Raw genomic sequence first — 23,633 nt, forward strand, 5'->3', positions numbered from 1 at the left:
CTCCATACATCCCTTTTCCCGTACGTAAATCGAGTCCGAAATAGCATGCGTATCCCGCCTCTTTTGTATGAACGCAGCTAATGTCCCCCCTGCGCCGCTCCCGGTAGTACGCCGAGGAGCTGCATGCCTGTTCCTGTTTCACATCGGGGCCGAGCTGGGCAAACAGTTCCCGTGCCAATTCCCCTTTGACCATGATTGCCACTTTCCGGTCGTTTCGCGTGGGCGGCAGCATTTCGGACAGCGTTCCACCATAGATCTGATAGTCACCCCGCAAGGGTCGTGGTTCACCAGTCCATGCTGGCGGCTTGTCCGCGGCCTGGGAAGGTAAGAATACAGCGAGCGCCATGGCGCAGCATGCAAGCCGAGTATGCATCAGTACTCTCTGATTTCAATGTGAAGATGGTCGTCGTGCCCTTGCAGAGATCGGACGCGTCCACCGGCGATCGTCTTTTGCACCTCGCCATCGTTAAAGAAGACCTTGGTGACCATGGGATGTTGCAGAAACAGGCGTATCAATTTGATGGTGGCGTTCCGGTCATACACGTCATCAAAGCGCGACACGCGTGCGGACTGGCCTTCCATCTTGTCCTTCCGCATGGGGCGTATGTCCATTTCAAGGCCTTTTCTGTGGCTGACATGCTTGTCGTACCCTAACCCTTCCGCGATACTGATATTTCCGATGCCAAATTTCCGATCATCAATTGCCTGCCATTCACGTTCGATGTAAAAGATCAGGGATAGCAAGTTGGGGTGCGCATATTGGGCCATATGGCCGGAATGTGGTATCCGCTGCAGATTGCCATAGACGTAATATCCCGCACCTTCCGGAGCCTGGGGCAGGATGAAAAAACCGCGCTTGTCCCTGGGTTGAACTTCAAGCATGGTCGACTCCGCTAGGCGCAACGGTGGGGGAGTTGGCATTGTTTCGCATTCCATTTCATCTGGAGTTGCGCTACAGCAAACAATTGCAAACTGGAATAGCACTCTCCGATGCCATGGCCGAGGGGAGACGTGGCCCAGCAAGTGTCATGGTGACTTTTTTATATCATGTTTGTTACCAAGTGTGAGTATGTCGCTGCCTATTTCGTGCACACTTTGCCGGATATCAAACCGGGAGTGTATCCATGACCAGGTCACGCAGCTTGCCGCCACGATTGCTGGGAGCGGGCTTCCGGGGATTTTCCTTGCTGCCGCTGGCGATCTCATTTGTCGTGCTCGTATGCCTGTCGCTCCTGGCGACGCAGTTATGGATGACCTTGCGTGCGCGCGAGGTGCAATTGAATGAAGCGGGCCGTGAAAGCGCCAACCTGGCGCAATCTGTTGCCCAGCATGCCTATGACACCATCAAGGAGGCCGATACGGTGCTGGTCGGTCTGGTGGAGCGGCTGGAGGCGGACGGTGTCTCCGACCTTGAACTGGCCCGTCTCCATAAATTGCTGGTCACCCGCGTAGCCGAGCTGCGGCAGCTGCACGGCATCTTCGTCTATGCCAGGGATGGCAGCTGGCTCGTGAACTCTCAGAAAACCTTGTTGAGTAATCTGAATAATTCCGATCGAGATTATTTCAACTACCATCGAACGCATGATGATCGGGGGCCTTATGTCGGCCCGCCCGTGCGCAGCAAATCGACGGGGGACTGGATAGTCACGGTATCGCGGCGTATCAATTTGCCTGACGGCAGCTTTGGCGGCGTGGCGCTGGCGACCATCGATATGCATTATTTCAGGCAGTTTTACGAACGTTTTTCAATAGGAGAAAAAGGCGCCATTTTCATCGCGAATGGAAAAGGCATTCTTTTATTGCGCAGGCCGTTCGATGAGAGTTTGCTGGGGCGCGATCTTTCGCAGTTTCCCTTATTTCATGATTATTTACCGAAAAGTCCCGTAGGCACGGCCGTGATCAAGTCGCGGGTCGATGGCGTGACGCGCATCAACAGCTATCGAAGAGTCGAAGAATATCCGCTGGTGGTCTCTGCCGCATTGTCACAGGATGAAGTCCTCGCTGCATGGCGCCTCGATACCGTGATACAAAACGCCGTGGGCGGGGTGCTGGTATTGCTGATCGCGTTTATCGGATACCGCGTGGTGCGGCTGATCGATTTGCGGGTGAAAAGCGAGGCGGGACTGCTTGAAGCGCGCAACGAGCTGGAATTGATCAATGAAACCCTGGCCCGTCTTGCCAATCAGGATGGGTTGACGGGGCTGGCGAACCGGCGCCACTTCGACCAGTCGCTGCTTGCCGAGTTCAGCCGTGCGCAGCGTGAAAATAGCTCACTTGGACTGGTGTTGATCGATGTCGACTTCTTCAAGCAATACAACGATATCTATGGCCATGTGGCCGGCGACGAGTGCCTGAGAAAACTCGGCAAGGTGGTGGCTTACAGCATGCGCCGGCCGGGCGACCTTGCGGCGCGCTATGGCGGCGAGGAAATGGTCATTTTATTGCCGGGGACGGATTTGCCCGGTGCCTTGACGGTGGCGGAAGACGTCCGCCAGGCCGTGCAATCGCTGGGAATCGAGCATCGTGGCAATCCTCTTGGCGTGGTGACGGCCAGCGTCGGTGTGGCGGCGTTGATGCCGACGTACCTGAAAAACCAGGCGGTCGAGCTGGTTGAACTCGCGGATAAGGCACTGTACAAGGCCAAGGCAGCGGGGAGAAACCGGGTCTGCCATGCGTCAGCTTGCGATCATGCCGATCAGGCTGCGACGGCTTTGGCGTTTCGATAGCCATTGTTGAAGGCTGATGGCGCTGCGTCGGGTTTGCCCTGAGCCGCGCGTACGCCAGCCTTGTCCATGTACAATCGGCAACATCCAGATCGACGTTTCCGCCTCTTCATTCTGGAGTACGCTTGCAGGGACTGGAAGTCGTGCAGGATTGGCTGGGCTAAGGCTCAGGTCACCCCACGCGATCTAGCAAATCGATCCAGCAATGCTTTTGCCACTGCGCAAGTTAAAGCCGAAGTGACACCTATAGCCGTCATGATCCCGGAGACAGGAAACATTTTCCTTGTCGCGCTGCCGATAGCCTTTCTCCAAACTGCAGCGCTCTTTCGAATCCGGAGCCATCGAGTCAAACATGTCCCTGGCAACGGCCCCCGTGACCACGAAAGAAATCTTGCGGTCATGCGGTGTGGGCGGCTGTTGCTCGCCCAAGGTATTCGAATAAATCAGATAAGCCCCTTTGAACTGTTTGTATTCGCCCCAGTCGCTGCTGCCGCCTGCATAGGCCAGCGAGAATACGGTGATGGCGCCGAAGGCCACAGCCCACAGTTTTTTCATATCAGGCAGGCTCTCAGTTCCAGATGGAAATGATGGTCGTGATTTTTGAATGGTGTCACGAATGGAATGCCGGTATCGTTAAACAGCACCCTGCGCACACTGGCATGGGCCCGAAAAAGTGCGATGAGCTTTGCCGTCGCGGCTTGATCGTAGTCTTTGTCGTACCAATAAACAGGGAGTTGAAGGCCGTCCCTGCGCAGTGGACGAATGTCTACCTCCAGGCCGGATTTGTGCGTTGAGTGTTCCCCGTAGGCGGTGCCGTTAGCCAGACTGATGTTGCCAATCCCGAATTGCCGGTCATCGATTGCTTGCCATTCGCGTTCCACATACGGGAGCGCCATCATCATGTTTGGATGCGCGTACTGGCCCGCGCCCCTGCCCGGGTGCCATAGACGTAATACCCTGCGTCTTCCGGAGCCTGGGGCAGGATGAAAAACCCGCGCTTGTCTCTGGGGTGAACTTCAAGCATGCTCGACTCCGCTAGGCGCAACGGTGGTGGAGTTGGTATTGTTTCGCATTTCTTTCCGCCTGGAATTGCGGGATCGCAAACAATGGCAAGCCGGAGCCGGGTTTGTCCCTTGCTCTCGGCGGCGCGTGCGCCAGCCTGGTCCATGTACAATCGGCAACATCCGGATCGACGTATCCGCCCCTTGATTGCGGAGTCTGCCCGAAGGTGACAAAAACATTGCAAACCTGGCTGCTGGCCTGGCGGGAAGCCTTCACGTGCGTGGGGCTGGGGCTGCGCGATGCCCGTCATGCGGGACTGTGGTGGCGTTCCGCGCTGTGGTGCATGGCGGTCGTGGCGTTGTGGCTGGGACTGTATAGCTGCTTCGGCCGTTTTTTTGTCGAGCTCAGCGCCATGCTGGCGCTGGTGTCCGTTACCGGCTTGCTGGGCCTGGGCGTGATGGATGGCGTCGGGACACTGGCCAACGGGCCTGCCACCGTCACGCAGATGGGCAATATCGCCGGCGGCCTGGGCAGCGCCGCCAAAGCCTTGCTGTCGATCGGCCAGATCGCCCTGGCGCTGCTGGCGCTGGCTGCATTTTTCTATGTGATGGTCTTTGTCGTCGGCGCCATCGGCACGGTGCGCGTGCCGCTGCGCTGGTTGTTGCTGGAGCGCGCCAAGGCCGTTGTGGCGCGCCGCTATGCCACGTGGCAGGCGCCGGCCGGCCTGGTGCATGCGCCGCGCCCCCCGCCTGACGGCGGCGCCTGTTGCTGCTGCTCTCCCTGCTGATCCCTGTGTGGGCCATGTGCGTGCTGATCGCGTACTTGCTGGCCTGGAACGTCCAGATGATCTACGGAGCGGCGGCCGCAGAGGTACTTGGCGCGGAACAGCAAGCGGCATTGCGCCGCGAACAGCGTCCGGCGATTGTTGCCCTGGGCCTGCTGTTATGCTTGCTGATGCTCGTGCCGGTTCTCAATTTATTGGTGCCAGCCTTGCTGTGCACCAGCGTGTGCCACTTGCAGCGCCGCGGCTGGCGCGCAAGGGACACATCAATCAACGTGGACTTAACAAGGAGTGAACATGCGTGAACACGCAAGTCGCGGCACCCTCGAGCGCGCCATAGAAATTGCCGCCGCCACCCATGCCGGCCAGACGGACAAGGGCGGCGCGCCGTACATTTTGCACCCCTTGCGCGTGATGCTGCGCGTCGCCCCCGGCGCCCAGCAGATCGTCGCCGTGCTGCATGACGTGGTGGAAGACAGCGACGGCAAAGTCACCTTCGACGATCTGGCGCGCGAAGGATTTTCCCGGGACGTCATTGACGGCGTGCGCGCCGTGACCAAGATCGAGGGCGAGTTGTATGAAGATTTCATCGCCCGCGCGGCCCTGGACCCGGTCGGCAAGGCCGTCAAGCTGGCGGATCTGGCTGAGAATAGCGATCTGTCGCGGATAGGGGAGCCGACGCAGAAGGATCTGGAGAGGATAGAGAAATATCGGAGGGCGATCGGGTATTTACGGGGGGACGTTTTTTAGTTTCAAGGTGGCGCGGCGCACCTTTGCGCAGCATCAATATCTTGGCTTCAAGTAGCGGGAACACCCGAAAATGATGCCATCAGTGTATGGATGTTTGATTCTACGCAATGCCCAGAAAATGCATAACGGCAAAAATCGTCGCGTGCGCATGTTTTTTTGCGAGCGAAGGTGCGAGCTCTGCCAACTACATCGGCGCGTGACATGCTCCGTGAGATGTACGGGAGCATCACCTGGCGCCATTTGCGTTGAGCTGAGCGCTGAGGTTTTACATTCAGGAGTGCGCATGCTGGAATTGCAGCCCATGGATAGACGCGGCTACTTTAATCTTCCGCAAAGGCCGGAAGGCGCGGGTTACTACACCTATGGAACACCGCCCAATGGTGCCGGCCAGTATGCTCATCCCAAGTTGCTTTCGCTGCTATTCTTGGTTGAACATCAATGGCAAGGCATCGATAGCCGGAAAATTGGTTTTGGGAATATCAGCCTGGCTGATGGAACTCCCTACAGTGAACATAAAGGTCATCGAAGCGGAAAAGACGTCGACGTCCGATTGCTTCGCAAAGACAAAATGGAGAGCGCTGTAACAAGGTTTGACACGCACTACGACCGCGATGCAACGGCACAGCTGATCCGCATATTTTTTGAATTCAGCTTTGTCCAGGTTATCTTTTTTAATGACCCCACCATCCCCCGGATAAGACCACTGATACGCCACGACGACCATTTTCATGTCACGATCAAGTAGCGGGGCAGATGACATGAAACGTCTTCTCGCTGTTTTTCTTCTCTTTGTTTTGGCTACGGCCATGGCCCAATCCGCCCCCCAATGGCTATTTTCTTATCAGCCATTCAAAGGCCGCTATGCGATTTATGGCGGAAGCCTGAGCGATCCACAGCCGCCGACCAGGAAAGACAAGCGCATCGCGTTCTGGATCGACGGCAAGGCGGCGAAACAGCTATTTGATGCGATGGGCCCCGACTTGCGCAACGCGTGCGGCGTGGATGGCGAATATCGCCTGCGCCAGCGGGCGGAAGTGAGCTGCTCCTACCATCCCCGTGATGGCCATCACTGCGACTTCGGCTTTGACCTGCTGACCGGGCGCAGCATCGGCGGCTCCATATGCTGAGACGCGCCAGCCTGCTATGCGTTACGCTGCTGTGCCTGCTGTTGGCGAACCAGGCCCGGGCTATATGGGAATTTGCAGAGAGAAATTTTTCAGCTTCGTACGCGATCTACGGTGGATATCTTGACGATACCGTGGCCCCGGTTGCGGGCGATACCAAAGTCGCGTTTCGCTTGACGGGCACCGCCGCAAAAGACGTGTTCGAAGCCATCGGTCCGGATATGCGCGATGGCTGCGCCGATCCGCAAATACGCATTCGTAATCGTGACATGCTGCTGTGCCGATATCGATCAAAGGATGGTTATCGCTGTGATTTTGGGTTTGATTTGTCGACGGGCTTGAGTATTGGGGGAACGGTGGGTGGGGCGGTGTGCGGGGAGTAGCGAGGGTCAGGCCCGGCATACGCGCACAGCCTGAACAGCTAAGGTTGTTGTTAGGAAAAACCGCCTGCGGCGCAAAAGCCAGTCAGAAGAATCGGAGAGGGTTGCGCTTGCAAGCGCAACCCGGTTTTGCGGCGCCGAGCTGTGCTCGCCGAAGGCCCCGCACAACCCCCGCGCCCGTACCGGACGCGGATGCGCTGCCCGCGCTCTGCATGCATGGAATAAATAAAAAGGGCCTCCCCGCCAAAACGGGGAAGCCCTTTTATTTATTCAGTGGTGGAGACGGCGGGAATCGAACCTACCGTAAACTTAGATTTCTTAGGCATCTGGAAGGTTTTGCTGGCAAAATGCAGACAATCAACCCGCAACGGCAGCTATCGGCCAAAAGCGGACATTGACGCTAACGAGACTCTAACTTTGGCTTTGGCTGAGATTTGGGTTTTGGTAGTGGCAGTTCCGCCGTGGTGCGCTGTGCAAGCTGTACTAGCCATTCTCGTTCATCCCATAGTTCACCGCTGATTAAATAGTACGGCTTGGCCTGCGGGTAGGGAGGCGCCTCCTGCAGGGTGCCGAGTTTGCTGATCCAAGCCCGGCCAGCCTCCGTTGGCTTGATGAAAAGACGGTCGTCTGCGACGATGGCGAACATCTTGCCATCGCAATACACACCGTACTCGCCAAACATCTTTTTCGCGCTGAGGCTACCCGCGCCCGCCATCTGGTCAAGCAGAAAATCCACCGTACCTTGTTGTGATGCCATGTTGTCCTCCGTTTGAAAGAACAGTGTAGCGCACTGGCCAGGAGCGGCCGGCGCGGCTACACTATGGTCATTAATTTTTTTGCATGAAATATTTTCCCATGACACGCGAGCATATTACTCACCGCGGCATCTGCATCGCCACCCTGGCCGCCGGCCAGTCCGTCGAAACTCATTGCGCACCTGGCCACACGGCCATCCGCGAACAGGCCGACGGCTGGTGGCTGTATTTTGTCGATGAAGACGGCAAGGTCGACGGCTACGACAGCCCGTTCGCCAGCCACGCCGAAGCGCTTTGGGCGGCCAAGGCCGCAGCCGAGTTCAGCACGCAATGAAGGTCAGCCCCTGGGCCTTCCTGGGCTTGCCGAAAGCGCCCGTGCCGGAAGCTGAAAGTGCGGAGTACGGTGCCTGCCGCGCCGAACTGGAGGGCAAGCGCCTAGTCTTGCGCGTAGCGAAAACCACGCCGACGAAAACCGGCCAGTTCGTCACCGTCTGGAAGCGCCCCCATCCCGACGCCGAGATCGCTCCGCTGGACGAAGCGGACCCCGTTGATGTCGTCATCATCGCCGTCAGCAACGGCGCGCGGCACGGCTTTTTTATCTTTTCTCGCGCCGTGCTAATCGAGCACGGCGTGATGTCGCGCACCGGCCAGGGCGGCAAGCGCGCGCTGCGCGTGTATCCACCCTGGTGCGCGCCAGAATCGGTGCAGGCGCAGCGCACGCAGCGCTGGCAGGCAGTATGGTTTGTGGACGTTGGTGATCAGCTAAGCCTCATTCGTATCCTCGAAACTTAATGCCGTACGCGAAGTTTCCTAGCAGTTGTTCAGCGAGTAGTTTTATGCCCAGCTCCAAACATCGCATCAAGGGAGGCATGCTTGTACTGACTTAACGTGGACATGTTTGCTTCTGTCAATGTAATTTGCACCTTCAAGAAGTCTGCCTTTGGAAATAGGTAGTATGAATCTGCCTTCTGGTTTTGAAGATCAAGAAGTACTGCGAGCACGAAGTCACACCTTGACTCTTCATCCATGCGCACGCGCCAGCGGGGGAGGGCCGTTTTCTCATAAAGACAACGCGCGATAGCTATTTTTAGTAATGTTTCCCCATTCAGCAAAAAGGTATTTCGGGACGGGCCTTTCTCCAAACCGACGCCCGCACCGATTATCAATGCCTTGATTTGCTCATGCGTAGCTGCCCGAACATTGCTGATAACCGCGCGCGTGGCTATAAACTTGCAAATGTTGGTCGGGGGAAGCCCTGCGAGGGCGTAGGCCTCTAACATGGTGCCAAAGTAGTAAGCGAACATCTGCGCGCCGGGAAGTGTATCGTCCTGATCTATTAGCGTGGTTGTCACCTTCCCATGTTTTTCATGTAACTTGCGCAGCATTGCCAAGAGTTCTTCTTTTGGAATCGGAGCGAGGCGATGTTTGCGCTCTTGCTGCGCTTTACGAAAAAGGGCCACCGGGATAAGGGGAGGGAAGGCACCGATCCTTTGTATCCACATGGATGCAGGATTCTCGACGTGATACTTTCGGAGCTTGAAAGAGGCTCTGTTGTAGATGATGTTGCCGATGTACTTTTCGTTTGTAAGCACATCACGAACGCAGTCACGAGTCCAAGCGCGGCCGCATTCGCGAGGTGCCTCCATTGCATTTAACAAGAAAGCAATTTCGCTTTCACTTAGCCTTTCCAGTACGTACCAGTCGTACACTCCTCGAAGAATCTCAAGCTCCTCATTTGGTCCAGGAACTAGTATTACGCGGTCTGTAGGATGGCTCTTCCTTTCTCCGTATTCCAGTGCCGGCTTGGCCTTGCCACTTACACTGATAGGTATTCGGCGCAATCCAAATCCCGCTCTGCCACCTTGCTTAAATCCCATTTCTACAAAACGGCACTGAGCTGCAAACACCTTGGTTGAAAGTTCTCTGCTGTACTCGGCGGCCATGGCGCGCTTTACGCTCTTAATTATGGACGAGACCGAAGATCCATTGTTCTCGAAGTCTTCTGCACAATAGACAATGGCGACTCCTGCGCGGCGGCATATGTATTCGTAGTAGGCGCTTTCGTCCAAGTCCTGGAACCTTCCCCAGCGGCTTATATCATAGGCAAGTATCGACTGAAATGGTGCTACGCCACTTTGCACGTCTTCTATCAGGCTTCGTAAGCCTGGGCGAGAGGAAAAATCGAGCCCGCTCCTACCCTCGTCGGTGTATGTTTTGATAATGTCTATGCCATGGCGTTCTGCGTACTCCGAAATGCAATGAAGCTGATGTGAAACAGAATGATTTTGATTGTCTGTAGACATCCGGACGTATACCGCAGCTGTCGGCTTTGCAATTTTTTCCTTCGCCTTTGGAACGTGTATGGCTGCTTTGCGTCGCATGCTATTCCCTATGGACGGTGCCAAGTGCGGCGAGCTTTTTGCACTTGCTTGATGCGGATCAACACCTGGCCCTTCACCTGTCGCATTCTACTGAAACGGGGAGGGTGCTATGTTTGATAATGCCACTGAAAAAACGTTACGACTGATTGCTGCCGGGGTGTATCTGAAACGAATACATGGCCTGGAGTTCGCGGTTCTTGTGCTGATAGATGCCGGGCTTTGTGAAGGTATTGCAAGAGCTGCCCTGCAAGAAGACCGGGCTTACTTAGGTAGGGACTTGACGTTGAAAAACTGCCTGAGTGACGGCATACATCCAGAATGATCTGCATCCTATTGCAGTGTCGCACGATTCGGGTAACCCTTTCCTTTTTCTCTGGCCGGCAGTCCTCGTCGTTAGGTACCCAATTGCGTGGCCATACAGTTTGGAAAGGAGTAATCTTCTGTGTAGCCATTTTTAATAATTACAAATTGCGTTCGCGCAAAGGATCTTTAAGATGAAAATCGCTGTATTCAGCTCCCAACCATATGATCGCCGTTTTCTCAATGAGAAAGCAGATCAACGCGATACTCAAGATGCCGTGGAGATGCGTTTTCACACTGAATCCTTGTCCCTGCAGTCGGTGGCTCTTGCACAAGGATGCAAGGCAATCTGCGTGTTTGTAAACGATGTGCTTGACGCCGACGTGCTGCATGCTCTTGCTCACATTGGTGTGCGCGCGATCTTGTTGCGTTGCGCAGGTTTCAATAATCTCGACACGGAAGCCGCAAGGCATTTGGACTTTTTCGTCGCGCGCGTACCCGCATATTCTCCGGAGGCAGTGGCTGAGCATGCTTTAGCACTCACTCTTACATTGAATCGCCGAACTCACCGCGCATATGCGCGGGTACGCGAAGGCAATTTTGCACTTGACGGTCTCCTTGGGAGCAATCTGCATGGGAAGACCGTTGGCGTCATCGGTACAGGAAAAATTGGCTTGGCGACAGCCAAGATTTTTAATGGCTTTGGCTGCCGTTTACTGGGATTTGATCCCTATCCGTCTCCAGAGTTTGAGGCCATTGGTGAGATGGTCGCATTGTCTGACCTTCTTGCCGAATCGGACCTGGTCTCACTGCACTGTCCACTCACTCTTGATACCCATCACTTGATAAACGCAGATACGCTGGATCTAATGAAAGAGGGGGCCATGTTGATCAATACGTCGCGTGGCGCTCTCATCGATACGCAGGCAGTAATCGATGCGCTAAAGTCGCGCCAATTGGGGGCTTTGGCGATTGACGTGTACGAACAAGAAAGCAATCTCTTCTTCGAAGATCGCTCCGACGACATCATTACGGATGATGTTTTCCAGCGCCTAATGACGTTCCCAAACGTTCTTGTTACCGGACATCAAGGTTTCTTTACTATTGAAGCCATGCGTGAGATTGCATCGACAACATTTGAAAACTTGTCGGCATATCAGCTTGGTGCCGAATGCTCAAATCTCGTGCCTGGAACATATTAATGACTGTTACCTGGTCTGTGTTTTCCGTCCGCTTTGGGGCGTTTCCCGCCCCTCAGTCAGGATAGGCAATGTTGAATGACAGGCAGCCGATAGTCTTAATCCTTAAAGACCGAACACAATTTCCGCTTTTGATCCGGCCGTCTGATCTGCATCCGGCATCCACCGTCCGTACACCCGCGCAATCATTGTCCAGTCCGCATGCCCCATCTGCTTTGCAACCCACATAGGGTGCTCCCCTGCTGACAGCATCATGCTGGCGTAGGTGTGCCGCGTCTGATAAGGGTTGCGATACCGCACGCCAGCGTTTTGCAGAATGCCGGTCCATAGTGTCTTGCGGATCGGCTGGTCACCCTCCCAGCGCCGCTCCAGGCGTGGATTTTGAAAGACTTCCTCGCCCTTGGCCCAAGTGAAGGCCTTTTGTTCCTGCAACGCGTGCATGGCGCGTTCCAGCAGCTTGACTTCGCGGCGGCCGGCGTTCGTTTTCGTGCTTTCTGCCACTTTGGAATGCTGGGTGAGGGCTCGCGTTACCATCACCACACCACGCACGAAGTCCACATCGGCCCAATCCAGGGCCACCAGTTCGGACGTGCGCAGGCCGGTCCAGAAGGCAAACTGCAACAGGTTACGTCCTTGGCCGGTTGCCTGAGCAAGAATCGCTGCCTGTTCCTCCTTCGTGAACGGGTCGATATCGTCCTTCGACTGCGGCCCCTCGACCTTGGAATAGCACCAGCGCGCCAGAGGGTTCACCTCGATCAACTCGTCCTCTATCGCGTCGTCCAGTGCCTTGCGCAGCACGCTCTGGATATTGGCCATGGTCTTGTTGGTCGCGCTCATGGGCTCCAGCTTCGCCCGCACGTCCTTCTTGCGCAGCGCCGACAGCATGATGGTGCCGAACCAGGGGATCAGCTGGCCAACGACGATCTTGCGATAGCCGTTGTATGTGCTGGCCTTGAGGTGTTTTTTTTGCCTGTCGAGCCACTTATCCAGAAACGCCTCGATGGTCTGCACGTCACCGACCTGGTCGGCAAACTTGGCGGCATTGGACGATTGCGGAAAGGTGGCCGTGTAGTCAAAGCTGTTGGTGGCAATCGCGTGCAGGATCGCCGCTCGATGGTTCTCTGCCCGTTTCAGGTTAGCGGAAGTGGGCTTGAGCGCGATCCTTTCCCGGCACCTGGTGCCGCGATACATGAAGGTGATTTCGATGCTGCTTTCCGATGCAGCTTTAACACCTCGCCCGTCTCTACCCATGATTCATACCCTTTCACGTCAATTAAAATTCGATTGTCTGGCGCTTTGATCCAGACGGCGTCCTTCGGCCAGATCCCGTCCCGGATCTTTGTTCTGATCGCGTCGGGCGTGTAACCCGACTCGGTGGAGAACTTCGGTATGGTCATGTAGCGAAGCATTTCTTTTTCCTATTCTTGGAATCGGTTTGTACCGCCAAAGCAAACGCTTCAGCCTCCGTGTATTGCGGCACCTCAGCGCCTGGCTTGCGGTAATCTCGCAGTCGACAAAATTCCTTGTAATCCGCTTCCTCGGCCGGGGAGGGCGCTGTCATGCTGGACACCCGATAGGCGCGGTTGCTTTCTTGACCGCCTCGATGGCGCCCAGCGGCACGGCCCGGAACATGCCCGGCCACTGGTGGTCCAACTCGACCCACGCATGCAGCTCGCCATTGCCCACGTCGCGGCGCAGGTCGTTGACGGTGCCGACCTGGTAGCCTTCATCGGTATCGAATGTCACGCTGTCGCCCAGGGCGATTTGCCGCGGCGAATCGGTCAGGGTGGTCAGCATTGCGGTGCTCCTTTCAGTTTGGCGGTAACGCCGCACACGCCGTAGCGGTCGATGGCGGCGTCGATCACGTCGCCGCTGGATGCGGCAATCTCAAAAAAATCAAAACGTTCGGTTTGCGTGCGAACGATCACGGCATAAGTGCTCATGTGCCATTTCCTTCTTGTGGTGGGTTGTCGGGGACGATCAGCCGGGGCCACGGGCAGGCGTTGACGGCCGCCCAGGCGGCAATCAGGGCTGTTTTTGCCTCGTCGGGCAGGTCAGGTATGGGCGCCCCTGGCGGCGTGGCCGGGGCAGGGCGGTCGGGGTGCGTACAGTTATTTACACGAGTCCGAGGAACGGCAACCCCAACAGCCACCCCGCGAGCGCCTGTGGCCTGTACGGGCGTCCACGTATGGCGCACGGACTTGAAGACCACCCCGATCAGGTCGCTGCAGCGCACGCCGTAGGGCGTAGTGCGCAGCGTTTCGCCGTAGCGGCCGATGACGGTCTTTTCGTCCTTGGCCAGCGTGACGACCAATTCCTTGCGCGGCACCAGGGCGCCGCCTTGGGCGCGCAGGTATTCGGCCCAGCAGGCGCGCTTTTCGCCGTCGATCTTTTGTACGGCGTCCCAGGCGCGGCGCATGGCGGCCGGCGCTTCGTTGAGCATGCTCTCCTCGATGCGGCGCAGTTCGCGCCATACGGTCACGGGCGCGCCGCCCCATTGCTGGAATTGACGGATGCCCCAGCACGCGGCCCAGGACTCGACGCGCGCCGATGGCGTCAGCTCGACATCGCCTTCGGTATCGGCCGTGACGACGTAGCCTTCTTTCGTCTTGTGCTCGGCCACGCCATCGATGTTCTTGGCCACGTACTTGGCGATGTAGCCGGCGGCGCTGCCCTTGGCCCAGTCGATGCGCTTCACGTCCAGGCGGCGCGCGAAGGCACCCGGTTCGCCACGGTCCACGCGCCAGGCGTAGCGCCTCATGATGCGGATGGCGCGGCCGGCCACGTCCTGCAGGTGGGTCGTCTTGTATTTCGCGGTCGGGCGCACGAACAGCAGCAGATGCCAATGTGGACAGCCATCGTGGTGCGGCTCGGCGATGCGAAAGCCGTACAGGCCGATGCCCCGGCGCGCCAGCGCGGAGCGGCACAGCGACGTCATCTTGCCCAGGTAGGCATTCGCCTCGCGCGGCGTGGAGCCGTCGAACTTGTCGTTCGGCTTGCCGCTGTGCTGCATGGCGTGGAAGCGCGATGGACACGTCCAGGTGATGAATATGCCCTGGTCGCCGCATTCGCGGGCGATCTGCTCAAAGCCGTTGATGCGCAGCATCAGCTCGCCGCGCCGTATGGCCTTGTTGGCCGTGGTTTTCTCGGCCAGCTCGGCGATGCTAAATTGCTGGCCGTGCTCGTTCTGCACCAGCGTGGCGGCCAGCGCTGCCGCGTTACGGCGGTTTTGCGCCAGGCGCGACAGCACGGCGTCGTTGCTGGCGTAGGGTTCGCCGCTGTACTTCACATAGCCCAGGCGGATATTGCCCGCTTCAAAGGCGCGCTTAACGCGCTTGCGCAGTTGGCGGCGCCACCAGCGGGCGTCCACCAGTCGGGCGATGGTGTCGGTCATCGTGTCGAACTCGGGCAGCTCGATGCCATACGAGGCACATTCGTCTTCCATGATCTGCAGGGCGTGCGTGTCGGACACGGCCATCCACAGCATTTTGGTCACGCCGGCCGCCGCGCGTTCGGCGGTGGCCACGATGTCCGCATCGCTTTGCGACAGGTCGACGCCGGCCGGCACGTACTGCTCGGCGAATTCGCGCACAAAGCTGGTGGCGATGGACTCATAAATTTTGTACCAGGACGACCAAGCCATTTTGGCCATGGCTGCGTTGATGACGCGGTTGCGCCACTTGAACGGGATGCGGGCCAGCTCGGGCGCGAACTGGGTGGAGCGCAAAAAGGCTTCGTGACGCTGCGGGGTAGGTAGCAGGATTTGTTTAGATTGCATTTAACAGTCTTTCGTACACACGGATAGCGGCCGAGGTGGCGGCGCGCAGCTCGATGCGCTCTTCCTCGGTAAATGAGTGGATGGGCGATTCCCAGCGGTCGGCGTCCAGCCCGGCGGCAATCAACACGGAACGGCGCGCGCCACGTGGCGACAATCCCCAGGCCTGGGCGATGAAGGGCGCCAGGTTGCGCGGCTTGATGCTGCGCAGTTGGGCCTTGGCTTCGGCGATGGCGGCCAGCGCATGCCCGGCGCCCGGTGGCGTCGGCATGTCCTTGTCGCGCGCGGCCAGAATCTCGGCGACAGGCTGGAAGGACAGGTGATTGTCGATAAGGGACGCCGGCATGGTTCAGTCCTTGATGAAGCCAATGGCCCGCAGCACGCCGGGGGCAATGACGATCAGGAGTGACAGCAACCAGATTCCGCAGGTTTTGGCCAAGCGCAGCATCAGCGTGCCCCTGCCTTGAGAAAATGTTCTGCCCAGTACGGGAGCGTGTGCGATGCGCCGCAGCAGTGGCGGGAACCCGCTTCAGTGGCAAAAATGTAGTTCACCTCGATGGGCAGCTTGCCGACCAGGGCGCGTTGCTTGGCTGGCGCGAAAAAGCCGTCACGCTCCAGTGCCTGCCCATCGCTGACGATGAAGGTCAAATTGGCAGCGCCGTAGGCGTGATAGGTCTTGGCGATCTCATGGATGTGGGCGGTCAGCGCCGCGATGCCGATGCCCGCGCTGGCTTGCAGCAGAAAACACGTTGGCGCCACGGGGACAATGCAATTTTGCAAGGCGGGGCGGATCGTGCTTGGTGCCATGGATTGGTCGGCATGACGGGTGGCGTGCAGCGTGTTTTCCATCGGTTTTCCTTATTTCAGGTTGAACGAATCCCGCACGCTCAAAACGGAGCGCTGCAGGGCACAGCAAAAGAGGGGGAAGTTACGGCGGCCGGGCTACGGCGGCGCGAGGATCGGGATAGTCATCAGCAGCCCGCAGTCAGGTCGAGGGCCAGCTGGCTGGTGGCTGCCGCGCGCGCATGCTGGGACATCGGGATGCGGATATCCGGCTTGGGCATGGCGGACAGCGAGAGGGTGCGCAGCACTTCCAGGCCTGCCACGAAAGAGTGCCCGCAGTCGGGGTTCTGGCACATGTAGGTGATTTCCTTGAACATGACGGACATCGTGCGGCTTTTGACGGCGCGGACGGTGTATTCGCAATGCGGGCAGGGCAGGCCGATGACTCTCATTTCAGCTTTCTTTCCACTTGATACAGGGCGCGACCGCGACCTGTCATGTTTTTCAACTGCTTGCGCAAGCGCGACTTGATGAGCCATTCCGCAGCCTGTTCGATATCGGCCAGTCCTTGGCGCTGGCGCACGATCTCCAGCAGCGCGCGCTCGTCGTCATTGAGATTAATTTGGTGATCTGGCATGTGGGTAGCTTTGCAGTTGCTTAAAAGTTACTATTCAGCGTCTCGGATTAAGCATTGCGAAGCTGTACGCTATCGATGTTGGCGTCATCTGCGGCAACAACGGCCAAGGCTTCACGCATGACAATCTGGCGCACCAGCACCGCAAGAGCTTCGCCTTGGTAATCGGCGAGCGAGGAAACAAGCTGGTGTTCGTAATCGTCCAGGCGCAACATGACGCGGTGGTTGCGGATACGTTTTGCATCGGGGTACATGGCGTCGTCCTTAGTGGGTGATTTGGGAAGCGATTTCGCGCTTGTAATCGGCGAGGCCGCGCAAGATCAGGAAGCGCAAAAACCAAGCGCGGGATCGTTCTTGCTGCGCGGCAAAGTCTTCGACCTCCAGCACTTCATCAGGCGCCAAGCGGACACCTAAAGGCTGAGAAGTGACGCCCTTGGTAGTGCGCCCTATTTTGGATACGTTTTTCATAATGTTATGATGTGTAATCGCTACAGGATGGCGTAACTATAGTGTACGAATGTACACCTGTCAATGAGATTTAGTGAAAATATGAGCACCATCGGCGAAGCATTGAAGGCGGAGCGCCTCCGCTTGGGCATGAATCAAGAAGATTTTGGCGCTGCAGGTGGCGTGAAAAAACGTACTCAAATATCGTACGAACAGGATGAGCGGTCTCCAGACGCCGTTTATCTACGGGCTATTTCCGCTATTGGTGTTGATGTCCAATTCATCCTTACTGGCGATCAGGCAGCGGCCTCGTTGACAGACGACGAAAAGGAATTGCTGTCGGGTTATCGTGGTTTAGATATTCGCGGCAAGGCGGGTGTATTAGGGATGATAGACGGTATGACCGCAGCTCCTGCGACCAAGCCGGCGCAGCAAAAGGCGGATACAGCCACCCCCACTGTAATTTTCCACGGCAAAGTCGGCCAGCAAGTAACTGGTGATGTGACGGGGAAGCAGACATTCAACGTGGGCACAAAGAGAAAATGAAGGCCATTTTAATATCGTTGCTCTTGGCCGCATTGCCAATTTCATCTGCTTACGCAAACGAGTCCACCTCCGATGCAAAAAAAATCAAATTGGCCTTAGTCCGCATTCCGGTGACGGATAAAGACCTCGGCTATAAAGACCTTAGTGTGCGTCTCCCGAAAGTTGGCATGGCCGTGGAGTTCGTGAAGATAACGAAGGTCGCTAAAGGCGAGGACGAACCGCCGCACATCCTTGCCGGGGATGAAATTATAGACATTTTCCTAAGTGAGCCGAATCAGATTGTGAAAGCCATTTGCCCAATCAGCGGCGGCCAGGCTTCGTATGTCATACGTGGCAAGAAAATCATTCCGCAGACGCGCACGGCTTACTGGCTGATGACCAACAAATGCGATTACAAAGGCTAGACCGACTGAGCATCCTTAGTCGATGAACGTAGATTAGTTTTGGTTGTGGAAAGTAAAGTTAGCAGATGTCTGAAAAATTTGAATTCAAGCGCGAAGTAGGGCAAGCGGTTATTGGAAACGTGAATGAGGCGCCGCGCTTGAGCAACGTAGTCACGCTACATGTCGGCGACAAGGAAAAAGAAGTTGAGCTGATTACCTCCTATCAGCGTTCAAACATCAAATTGCTGGTGGACAGGCTTGCCAGCCTAATTGGCGTTGAGGATGTAAAGATATATCGAGGACTGATTACCGATTACGGCCTCCAAAGATTTAAAGAATTGCCTAGGAATAAGTATCAAGAAGTGAAAACTACTCTAGAGCAAAGAATTGAAGAGGCCGGAAAGCCCCTTGTTGATGCTCCGACCTCTACCGTCAAATCCCCCCAAGCTATAGCTCACCATGCGCACACTGCGCTCCCCTGCATCGCATGTGCTGAAAAAACGATGAGCTTTATACGCCTGCAACGCACCGCTCGCTTGCAACTTGCGGCCCTGATTGCATGCCTGATTGCTTGTGGCTGGCTACTTTACAAAGTTCAAGCACCTGTAGGTCATGATGTTAATCAGGCAAAAGACGGGAAATGCTACATTGCCGGAAAGGCTTACACCGCCGGGCATATTGAGCGATCACGCGGCAAAGCGATGGAATGTGTCGGTGCTGTAGGTGATATGCCAGCAATGTGGCTGGACGCAAATCGAGGACAATAAGCCAGCGCGGAACCAGCTCCTATTGAGCGCTGGCCACGTCCTCTTTATTTTCACGAATGATTTCTCGTACTTCCTCAATATGCTTCCACGCATGCAGCGCCGCCCGCTTCGCTGCCTGCTTGCTCTTGTAGGTATGCTCCAGCGTTTTGAGCGTGCCAGCGGCGCCAGCCTGTTCCTGCCCCGCTTTTTTCTTCTTCGCCGCCACATCCTTCCACTTCGCCACCACGCCCGTGATGCCTTCGTCCGGGTCTTTCTCTTCCTCGCGCTCGGCCTCGACCGCTTCCGTTTTCGTTTCAAACTCCACTCGCGTGGTAAAGCCGTTGCCGCCCAGGCTGTGCGTGACCTTGACCGATAGCCATTCGGTGGCGTCGATCTCAGGCTTGAAGCCTGTCACCGTCACGGGCGATTGCGGGAACACTGCCGGGTTGCCCAGGGCCAGGCTCATTTCGAAGGTGGCCAGGCCGCGCAGGATGCGCTGCCATTCGGCCACGGCCGCCGCGCGCGCGTCGGTTTCGTTGGCGAAGGTGGTGCGCAGGCGCTTGCTGTTGCCCGGCACGCCGGCTACGACGCTGCGGCGGCGCGCATAGCGCTCGTCGTGCCAGAAGGCGCGCACGCCCGTGTAGGCGTCGCTTTCGGCGCTGTGGTAGCGGTGGCCGTCGCCCAGGGCGCGCGTGATGGGGATGACGGGCAGCGCCTTGCCGCTGGCCGTGCGGCTCTGGTTGATGGGGATGAAGAGCAGGATGTCATTCTTGACGGTGGCCACCGCGTCGTATTTTCTGCCCAGCCGGCGCAGGAAGGCCGCATCGCTTTCGTGGGTCTGGTCGATGTGCTCGACGGCGGTATCGCGCAGGCGCGCCGACACGCCCGACGCCAGCTCGTTGCGAAAGGCAATTGCCTCGATGATCGCGCCCAGGGTGGTCTTGTGAAAGCTGTGTTCCTGCTGCTGTTTAAAGGTGTCGATCAGGTTGGCCGACCGCGCGCGTAGGGTGATGGTGTCGGGCGCGCCGCTGTGTTCCACCTCGTCCACGGTGAACTTGCCCATATCCACCAGACCGGCGGCTTGCCAGCCCAGCGCCAGGGCGATCTGCGCGCCGCGCGGCGGCAGGGCCAGCTTGCCGTCGCTGTCGTCGAGCGAGATATCGAGCTGGTCGCTCTCGTCGCCACGGCACAGGGTCAAGGTCAGATTAATCAGCCGCGGCGAGACGATGGCGGTCAAATCCTTGTCCTCGATGCTGACCTTGAAGGCGGGGATATGCTCGCTCATTTGAACTTGTCCGCCGCGCTGCCGATGGCGCCGCTGATGCTGCCGCCGATCTTGTCTTTCATCTCGCTGACCACGCCACCGTATTTCGACGTGATGCCGCCGACGACATTGCCGACCACGCTGCCCACGGCATTCCTGGCCGCGCCGGCGATGCTGCTGGTCATGCCGTCGATGCTGAGCATGTTTTTCAGGTCGCCGATGTCGCCCAGGCCAAGCATGGCCAGCACGCCGTCGTCGTCGCGCTTGAGCGCAATGGAGAACTCAACGCGGCGCGCGCCACCGCTGCCGTCGAGGACGCTGCGGCCCTCGGTCATGCTGGTGATGCGATACGAGCCGAGAATGCGGCCCGTGCCCTGGATCAGAATCCACGATTTACCCGTGTCGGCCATCATGCGCAGCGCATCGAGCGAATACAGGGAGCCGGTCAGTTCCGGCGCCACCCAGCCCGACAGGGTGATGGTGTCGTCACCTGGCCCCACGTACTGGTGCGCGTCGCGCAGGCCCACGCGCGCCGTGCTGGCGTGCTTCCATTCCGTTTGCCGCTGCAGCTCGTGATAGGCCAGCGTCGGCAGGCTGAACACGAACATTCCTAAAATCATCATCATGGTGTGCTTCTTTCTTAATCGTGGTCGCGCAAGGACGAGCGGATGCGCGCCGCCTTTTCGCGGTCGCGCTGATCGAGCGCCACGCTCACCGCGCGCGCAATGGCCTGGGGATCGGTGCCGGCCTGCACGTTGAAAGTGATTTCGATCTTGTCGCCCTGGATGGTCATGCCGGCGCCGAACCCGCCTTGTGCCAGCGGCGCGCGCGTGTCGAAGGCGCTGGCGGGCAGGGCGGTTGCCGCGCCGATGGCAATGCCGGCACCCAGTTGCGTCAGGCGCTGCGCCAGGCCCGAAACCTTGGCAATCGGCGCGCCCTCGCTGCGGTCCAGGCCCACGGCCAGGCCCTGCATGGTGTAGTCGCCGAGCTGGGCAAACACGCGGCTCGGGCTGTGGATGCCCAGCTTTTCCTTGAACCAGGCAATGGTGCTGGAACCGGCATTGCTGATGGCGTCCTTGACGGCGCCCATGGAACCCGTGATGCCGTTGACCAGGCCGCGCAGGATGTTGGCGCCGAATTCGGTGAACTGGGCCGGCAGCTTGATGCCGAACCAGCTCATGACGCCCGCGAACGCCTGGTAAAACACGCCGACCGGTGACCAGTTGATAATCAGGGCGCTGATACCCGTCAGGCCACCGGCACACGTCGCCTTGAGCTGCGACCACACGCCGACAAAGAACGTCTTGACCGGCTCCCAGCATTGATAGATGACGTTCAAACTGCTGGTGATGCCGCTGGCCATGCTGCGCAGCAGGCCGCTGCCGAAGTCGCTGAACCTGGCCGGCAGCGCAATGCCGAACCAGCCCAGCACGCCCGCGAAGGCGCGATAGAACAGGCCCAGCGGCGACCAGTCTGCGATCAGGTTATTGATGCCGACGAAGCCGCCGGCAAACGCCGCCTTGACGTCTGACCACAGGCCGCCAAAGAAAGCCTTGATCGGCTCCCAGTATTTGTAGATCAGGAAGGCGGCGCCGGCGATGACCGTGATGGCGATGCCAATCGGGGTCAGCGTCAGGACACGGCCCAGCCACAGTACGGCGCGGCCCGCCCACATGAAGGCGCCGCCCAGGCCGCGCAGGATGGGCGTGAGCACGCCGCCCGTCACGCCCATTTTGGCAAACATGACATGCAGCATGGCATACGGGCCGATCATGGCGGCAATGCCCAGCATCAGCGGCCCCAGCACCAGCAGCAGGCCGGCCAGTACGGCAAAGGCGGTAATCATGACCTTGGCCACGGTCGGGTTGCGTTCCATGAAGCCGTTCAGGCGCGTGACGGCGGAAATCGCCATTTCCAGCCCCTGCGCGTACAGCGGCAGGATTTTTTCGCCCATAGTCAGTTTCAAGTTGGCCAGCTTGGACTGCGCTTCCAGTTCCTTGCCGGCGGCCGAGTTGCGGCCCAGCTTGTCCAGCTGATCGATGTTCGCCGCGCCACGGTTCAGCTTTTCATTCTTGTGGATCTGCACGCGCTGCAAATACATTTGCGAATGCAAGTTCGACGCGGTGCGGTTGGAAAAGATGCTACCGATGGCATCGAGCACTTGTTTCTTTTCCGTGATGCCCTTCTTGGCCAATTGCGGCAACAGCACTTTTTCCATCCATTCGAACTGGTTTTCGCGGAACAGCTCGGAACCCAGCAGCGCACCAGGATCGAGAAAGGAAATTTGCCCGGCCTTGTCGTGCTTGACCTTGCTTTTGTCGCCGATCAGGCCAAACTCTTCCAGCTTTTTGGCCGAGCGTTTCGTGGTACGGCCCTGGTACAAGTTCTGGTAGGCGCTCATCAGGGACGTGCCGACGCGGTTGCCGCCCATTTCCTGCACCAGCGGCTCCATCTGGTAGTAAAACGCATCGTCCTTCAAACCCTTGGCAGCGAGGCCGCCCGTCTTGATCATGTTCAGCCATTCATTCGGCCCGACGCGCCCGCCTGTGGCGGTAATCACTTTCTGCACGATATTGGCCTGGGCTTCGAACTTTTCCTTGCTCTCCAGGCCGCCGCGCAGTTCGATCACCTTGAGCATGTCCATGAACTTGCGTTCGTTGTCGGCGCCCTCGGCCTCGCCGAAGAAGGCATGATTGGCAAACTTCATCTTCGCCAAGGTAGGGGCGACCATTTCCGCGTGGTGCACGTCGGCAAAGGCGCTCATGCCGTCGCGCATCAACTGCAGGTTGTCGAGCTGGCTGGTGCCGTAGGTCTTCATGTTGCGCGCGAAGGCGACGGCCTCGGCTGACACTTTATCGCCCAGGCCCAGTGCATTGACCCTGCCCACTTCCGTTTGATAGTGCTTGGCCTCGTTCAGCCCCTTGACGACGGGCGCGCCGATGACGGCGCCCGTGGCGGTCGCGCCGGCGCCGGCCATGGCCAGGTTGCCCGCCTTGTTGCGCAGCTTGTCGGCATGCTGGGTGGCGTTGGTGACGCGCTGCTGCTTGTCGGCTGACGCGGCCAGACGCTTTTGTTGCGAAGCCAATTCAACGTTCGTCAACTGGATACTGTTCTTAAGCCATTCCTGGGCCTTGCCCAGTTGGCGCGTGTCAATGCCGGCTTCCTTGAGGCTGGTACGCAGGACGCGGAATTGCTGGCTTTGTTCGCGGCCTTTCAGCGTCAATGCCTGCGTGACTTTGACTGCTGCGTTAAATTCGCGCGTCAGGGCGCGCGTGGGCGTCGTGGTCTGCTTCATTTTCGCAGCAAGATCATTCAGTTTGTCTTGCGCTTCCTTGAGCTTGGTACGCGTCGCATTGATACCGCTATGCAGTTCGCGGAATTTCCCCAGGTTTCTCTGCTGGGTGTTCAGTTCGCGCAAGCGGTCACTGGTGGCCTTCAACGCTTTGGCCGTATCGCTCGAGCCGCCCATGATTTTTTTCAGCGGGCCGGTAATCTTGTCCAGTGCCGCAAATACCACTTGTAATTTCAGATCCCGACCAGCCATCTATTCCGCTCCGCTTCGCTGCCGGGCGCGCTCGCGCCAGGCCATCAGTTCATCAATGGTAAAACCGTCCATCGCTGCCGGCGTCCAGTGGAAGACGCCGGCAATGTCGGCCATGG

33 protein-coding genes are annotated in these 23,633 nt (G+C 58.0%); 14 read left to right on the forward strand and 19 right to left on the reverse strand.

Annotation, left to right across the window (positions count from 1 at the left end; genetic code table 11):
• Positions 1-372 precede the first annotated feature (372 nt).
• Entirely contained in the window at positions 373-882 is a 510-nt protein-coding gene (locus D9M09_RS04610) for a penicillin-insensitive murein endopeptidase (protein WP_162995573.1), read from the reverse strand.
• Between the two features lie 242 nt (positions 883-1,124).
• Here D9M09_RS04610 and D9M09_RS04615 point away from each other — a divergent pair, with 242 nt between their 5' ends.
• Positions 1,125-2,726: a GGDEF domain-containing protein gene (locus D9M09_RS04615; RefSeq protein ID WP_121668692.1), complete on the forward strand. Its 1,602-nt coding sequence runs from the start codon at positions 1,125-1,127 to the stop codon at positions 2,724-2,726.
• A 183-nt stretch (positions 2,727-2,909) separates the two neighbouring features.
• Here the strand turns inward: D9M09_RS04615 and D9M09_RS04620 are convergent, their stop codons facing one another.
• Together D9M09_RS04620 and D9M09_RS04625 are read right to left on the reverse strand one after the other, a co-directional pair.
• Positions 2,910-3,278, reverse strand: a complete 369-nt coding sequence (locus tag D9M09_RS04620) for a hypothetical protein (RefSeq protein ID WP_121668693.1) — start codon at positions 3,276-3,278, stop codon at positions 2,910-2,912.
• Complete coding sequence (locus D9M09_RS04625; protein WP_162995574.1) at positions 3,275-3,625, reverse strand: hypothetical protein; 351 nt, start codon at positions 3,623-3,625, stop codon at positions 3,275-3,277. Before D9M09_RS04625 ends, D9M09_RS04620 begins: the two co-directional genes overlap by 4 nt.
• A gap of 326 nt (positions 3,626-3,951) precedes the next feature.
• Here D9M09_RS04625 and D9M09_RS04630 point away from each other — a divergent pair, with 326 nt between their 5' ends.
• From D9M09_RS04630 to D9M09_RS04655, 6 genes are all read left to right on the forward strand, one after another.
• The gene (locus tag D9M09_RS04630) at positions 3,952-4,512 is read left to right on the forward strand and encodes a hypothetical protein (RefSeq protein ID WP_162995575.1); all 561 of its coding nucleotides are present in this window, start codon (positions 3,952-3,954) and stop codon (positions 4,510-4,512) included.
• Entirely contained in the window at positions 4,491-4,811 is a 321-nt protein-coding gene (locus D9M09_RS04635; RefSeq protein WP_121668696.1) for an EI24 domain-containing protein, read from the forward strand. Before D9M09_RS04630 ends, D9M09_RS04635 begins: the two co-directional genes overlap by 22 nt.
• Positions 4,804-5,256, forward strand: coding sequence for an HD domain-containing protein (locus D9M09_RS04640; RefSeq protein ID WP_121668697.1), 453 nt, complete (start codon positions 4,804-4,806; stop codon positions 5,254-5,256). The genes D9M09_RS04635 and D9M09_RS04640 overlap by 8 nt, the downstream gene beginning before the upstream one ends.
• A gap of 283 nt (positions 5,257-5,539) precedes the next feature.
• Entirely contained in the window at positions 5,540-6,001 is a 462-nt protein-coding gene (locus tag D9M09_RS28790; RefSeq protein ID WP_139143186.1) for a penicillin-insensitive murein endopeptidase, read from the forward strand.
• A 13-nt stretch (positions 6,002-6,014) separates the two neighbouring features.
• A complete protein-coding gene (locus tag D9M09_RS04650; protein WP_070292055.1) occupies positions 6,015-6,383 on the forward strand; it encodes a hypothetical protein in 369 nt (122 codons plus the stop codon).
• Positions 6,377-6,763, forward strand: a complete 387-nt coding sequence (locus D9M09_RS04655) for a hypothetical protein (protein WP_083293755.1) — start codon at positions 6,377-6,379, stop codon at positions 6,761-6,763. The genes D9M09_RS04650 and D9M09_RS04655 overlap by 7 nt, the downstream gene beginning before the upstream one ends.
• 397 nt (positions 6,764-7,160) lie before the next feature.
• On the opposite strand, the gene D9M09_RS04660 is transcribed toward D9M09_RS04655, so the two are convergent.
• Positions 7,161-7,517 carry a TfoX/Sxy family protein gene (locus D9M09_RS04660; RefSeq protein WP_070313731.1) on the reverse strand — a complete coding sequence of 119 codons (357 nt, stop codon included), beginning with the start codon at positions 7,515-7,517 and terminating at the stop codon, positions 7,161-7,163.
• Between the two features lie 98 nt (positions 7,518-7,615).
• Between D9M09_RS04660 and D9M09_RS04665 the strand changes: the two genes are divergently transcribed.
• Complete coding sequence (locus D9M09_RS04665) at positions 7,616-7,849, forward strand: hypothetical protein (protein ID WP_070313732.1); 234 nt, start codon at positions 7,616-7,618, stop codon at positions 7,847-7,849.
• Positions 7,846-8,307, forward strand: coding sequence for a MepB family protein (locus D9M09_RS04670; protein ID WP_070313733.1), 462 nt, complete (start codon positions 7,846-7,848; stop codon positions 8,305-8,307). Before D9M09_RS04665 ends, D9M09_RS04670 begins: the two co-directional genes overlap by 4 nt.
• A gap of 29 nt (positions 8,308-8,336) precedes the next feature.
• On the opposite strand, the gene D9M09_RS04675 is transcribed toward D9M09_RS04670, so the two are convergent.
• Complete coding sequence (locus D9M09_RS04675; RefSeq protein ID WP_070313734.1) at positions 8,337-9,896, reverse strand: recombinase family protein; 1,560 nt, start codon at positions 9,894-9,896, stop codon at positions 8,337-8,339.
• 109 nt (positions 9,897-10,005) lie between these two features.
• On the opposite strand from D9M09_RS04675, the gene D9M09_RS28795 reads away from it, so the two are divergent.
• Positions 10,006-10,218 (forward strand): hypothetical protein, encoded by a 213-nt coding sequence (locus tag D9M09_RS28795; RefSeq protein ID WP_141750100.1) that lies wholly within the window; start codon positions 10,006-10,008, stop codon positions 10,216-10,218.
• Between the two features lie 172 nt (positions 10,219-10,390).
• The gene (locus D9M09_RS04680; RefSeq protein ID WP_070313735.1) at positions 10,391-11,398 is read left to right on the forward strand and encodes a 2-hydroxyacid dehydrogenase; all 1,008 of its coding nucleotides are present in this window, start codon (positions 10,391-10,393) and stop codon (positions 11,396-11,398) included.
• Between the two features lie 102 nt (positions 11,399-11,500).
• On the opposite strand, the gene D9M09_RS04685 is transcribed toward D9M09_RS04680, so the two are convergent.
• From D9M09_RS04685 to D9M09_RS28805, 10 genes are all read right to left on the reverse strand, one after another.
• Positions 11,501-12,646: an Arm DNA-binding domain-containing protein gene (locus D9M09_RS04685; RefSeq protein WP_070313736.1), complete on the reverse strand. Its 1,146-nt coding sequence runs from the start codon at positions 12,644-12,646 to the stop codon at positions 11,501-11,503.
• A 306-nt stretch (positions 12,647-12,952) separates the two neighbouring features.
• Positions 12,953-13,192 carry a hypothetical protein gene (locus tag D9M09_RS04695; protein WP_070313737.1) on the reverse strand — a complete coding sequence of 80 codons (240 nt, stop codon included), beginning with the start codon at positions 13,190-13,192 and terminating at the stop codon, positions 12,953-12,955.
• Positions 13,186-13,338, reverse strand: a complete 153-nt coding sequence (locus tag D9M09_RS28800; protein WP_162995576.1) for a hypothetical protein — start codon at positions 13,336-13,338, stop codon at positions 13,186-13,188. Before D9M09_RS28800 ends, D9M09_RS04695 begins: the two co-directional genes overlap by 7 nt.
• Complete coding sequence (locus tag D9M09_RS04700) at positions 13,335-15,173, reverse strand: replication endonuclease (RefSeq protein ID WP_121668700.1); 1,839 nt, start codon at positions 15,171-15,173, stop codon at positions 13,335-13,337. Before D9M09_RS04700 ends, D9M09_RS28800 begins: the two co-directional genes overlap by 4 nt.
• Positions 15,163-15,516, reverse strand: coding sequence for a hypothetical protein (locus D9M09_RS04705; RefSeq protein WP_121668701.1), 354 nt, complete (start codon positions 15,514-15,516; stop codon positions 15,163-15,165). Before D9M09_RS04705 ends, D9M09_RS04700 begins: the two co-directional genes overlap by 11 nt.
• Positions 15,517-15,617: 101 nt before the next feature.
• Positions 15,618-16,019 carry a hypothetical protein gene (locus D9M09_RS04710; protein ID WP_121668702.1) on the reverse strand — a complete coding sequence of 134 codons (402 nt, stop codon included), beginning with the start codon at positions 16,017-16,019 and terminating at the stop codon, positions 15,618-15,620.
• 122 nt (positions 16,020-16,141) lie between these two features.
• Positions 16,142-16,405: an ogr/Delta-like zinc finger family protein gene (locus tag D9M09_RS04715; protein WP_121668703.1), complete on the reverse strand. Its 264-nt coding sequence runs from the start codon at positions 16,403-16,405 to the stop codon at positions 16,142-16,144.
• The gene (locus D9M09_RS04720; protein ID WP_121668704.1) at positions 16,402-16,590 is read right to left on the reverse strand and encodes a hypothetical protein; all 189 of its coding nucleotides are present in this window, start codon (positions 16,588-16,590) and stop codon (positions 16,402-16,404) included. The genes D9M09_RS04715 and D9M09_RS04720 overlap by 4 nt, the downstream gene beginning before the upstream one ends.
• Before the next feature lie 47 nt (positions 16,591-16,637).
• Complete coding sequence (locus D9M09_RS04725; protein WP_121668705.1) at positions 16,638-16,841, reverse strand: hypothetical protein; 204 nt, start codon at positions 16,839-16,841, stop codon at positions 16,638-16,640.
• Positions 16,842-16,851: 10 nt separating this feature from the next.
• Complete coding sequence (locus D9M09_RS28805; RefSeq protein ID WP_162995577.1) at positions 16,852-17,055, reverse strand: hypothetical protein; 204 nt, start codon at positions 17,053-17,055, stop codon at positions 16,852-16,854.
• Between the two features lie 81 nt (positions 17,056-17,136).
• Between D9M09_RS28805 and D9M09_RS04730 the strand changes: the two genes are divergently transcribed.
• From D9M09_RS04730 to D9M09_RS28810, 3 genes are all read left to right on the forward strand, one after another.
• Positions 17,137-17,580: a helix-turn-helix domain-containing protein gene (locus tag D9M09_RS04730; protein ID WP_121668706.1), complete on the forward strand. Its 444-nt coding sequence runs from the start codon at positions 17,137-17,139 to the stop codon at positions 17,578-17,580.
• Positions 17,577-17,984: a hypothetical protein gene (locus D9M09_RS04735; RefSeq protein WP_121668707.1), complete on the forward strand. Its 408-nt coding sequence runs from the start codon at positions 17,577-17,579 to the stop codon at positions 17,982-17,984. The genes D9M09_RS04730 and D9M09_RS04735 overlap by 4 nt, the downstream gene beginning before the upstream one ends.
• A 65-nt stretch (positions 17,985-18,049) precedes the next feature.
• Entirely contained in the window at positions 18,050-18,730 is a 681-nt protein-coding gene (locus tag D9M09_RS28810) for a hypothetical protein (RefSeq protein ID WP_162995578.1), read from the forward strand.
• 19 nt (positions 18,731-18,749) lie between these two features.
• Here the strand turns inward: D9M09_RS28810 and D9M09_RS04740 are convergent, their stop codons facing one another.
• Genes D9M09_RS04740 through D9M09_RS04755 form a run of 4 tightly spaced genes read right to left on the reverse strand, consistent with a single transcriptional unit; the run spans position 18,750 to position 23,631 of the window.
• Entirely contained in the window at positions 18,750-19,994 is a 1,245-nt protein-coding gene (locus D9M09_RS04740; protein ID WP_121668708.1) for a phage late control D family protein, read from the reverse strand.
• Entirely contained in the window at positions 19,991-20,599 is a 609-nt protein-coding gene (locus D9M09_RS04745) for a phage tail protein (RefSeq protein WP_121668709.1), read from the reverse strand. The genes D9M09_RS04740 and D9M09_RS04745 overlap by 4 nt, the downstream gene beginning before the upstream one ends.
• Before the next feature lie 14 nt (positions 20,600-20,613).
• On the reverse strand, positions 20,614-23,517 hold the full coding sequence (locus D9M09_RS04750) for a phage tail protein (RefSeq protein ID WP_162995579.1): 2,904 nt from the start codon (positions 23,515-23,517) through the stop codon (positions 20,614-20,616).
• Positions 23,518-23,631, reverse strand: coding sequence for a GpE family phage tail protein (locus tag D9M09_RS04755; protein ID WP_071650284.1), 114 nt, complete (start codon positions 23,629-23,631; stop codon positions 23,518-23,520).
• Positions 23,632-23,633 lie beyond the last annotated feature (2 nt).

The organism is Janthinobacterium agaricidamnosum, from assembly GCF_003667705.1.
In the GTDB taxonomy this organism is placed as follows: domain Bacteria; phylum Pseudomonadota; class Gammaproteobacteria; order Burkholderiales; family Burkholderiaceae_D; genus Janthinobacterium.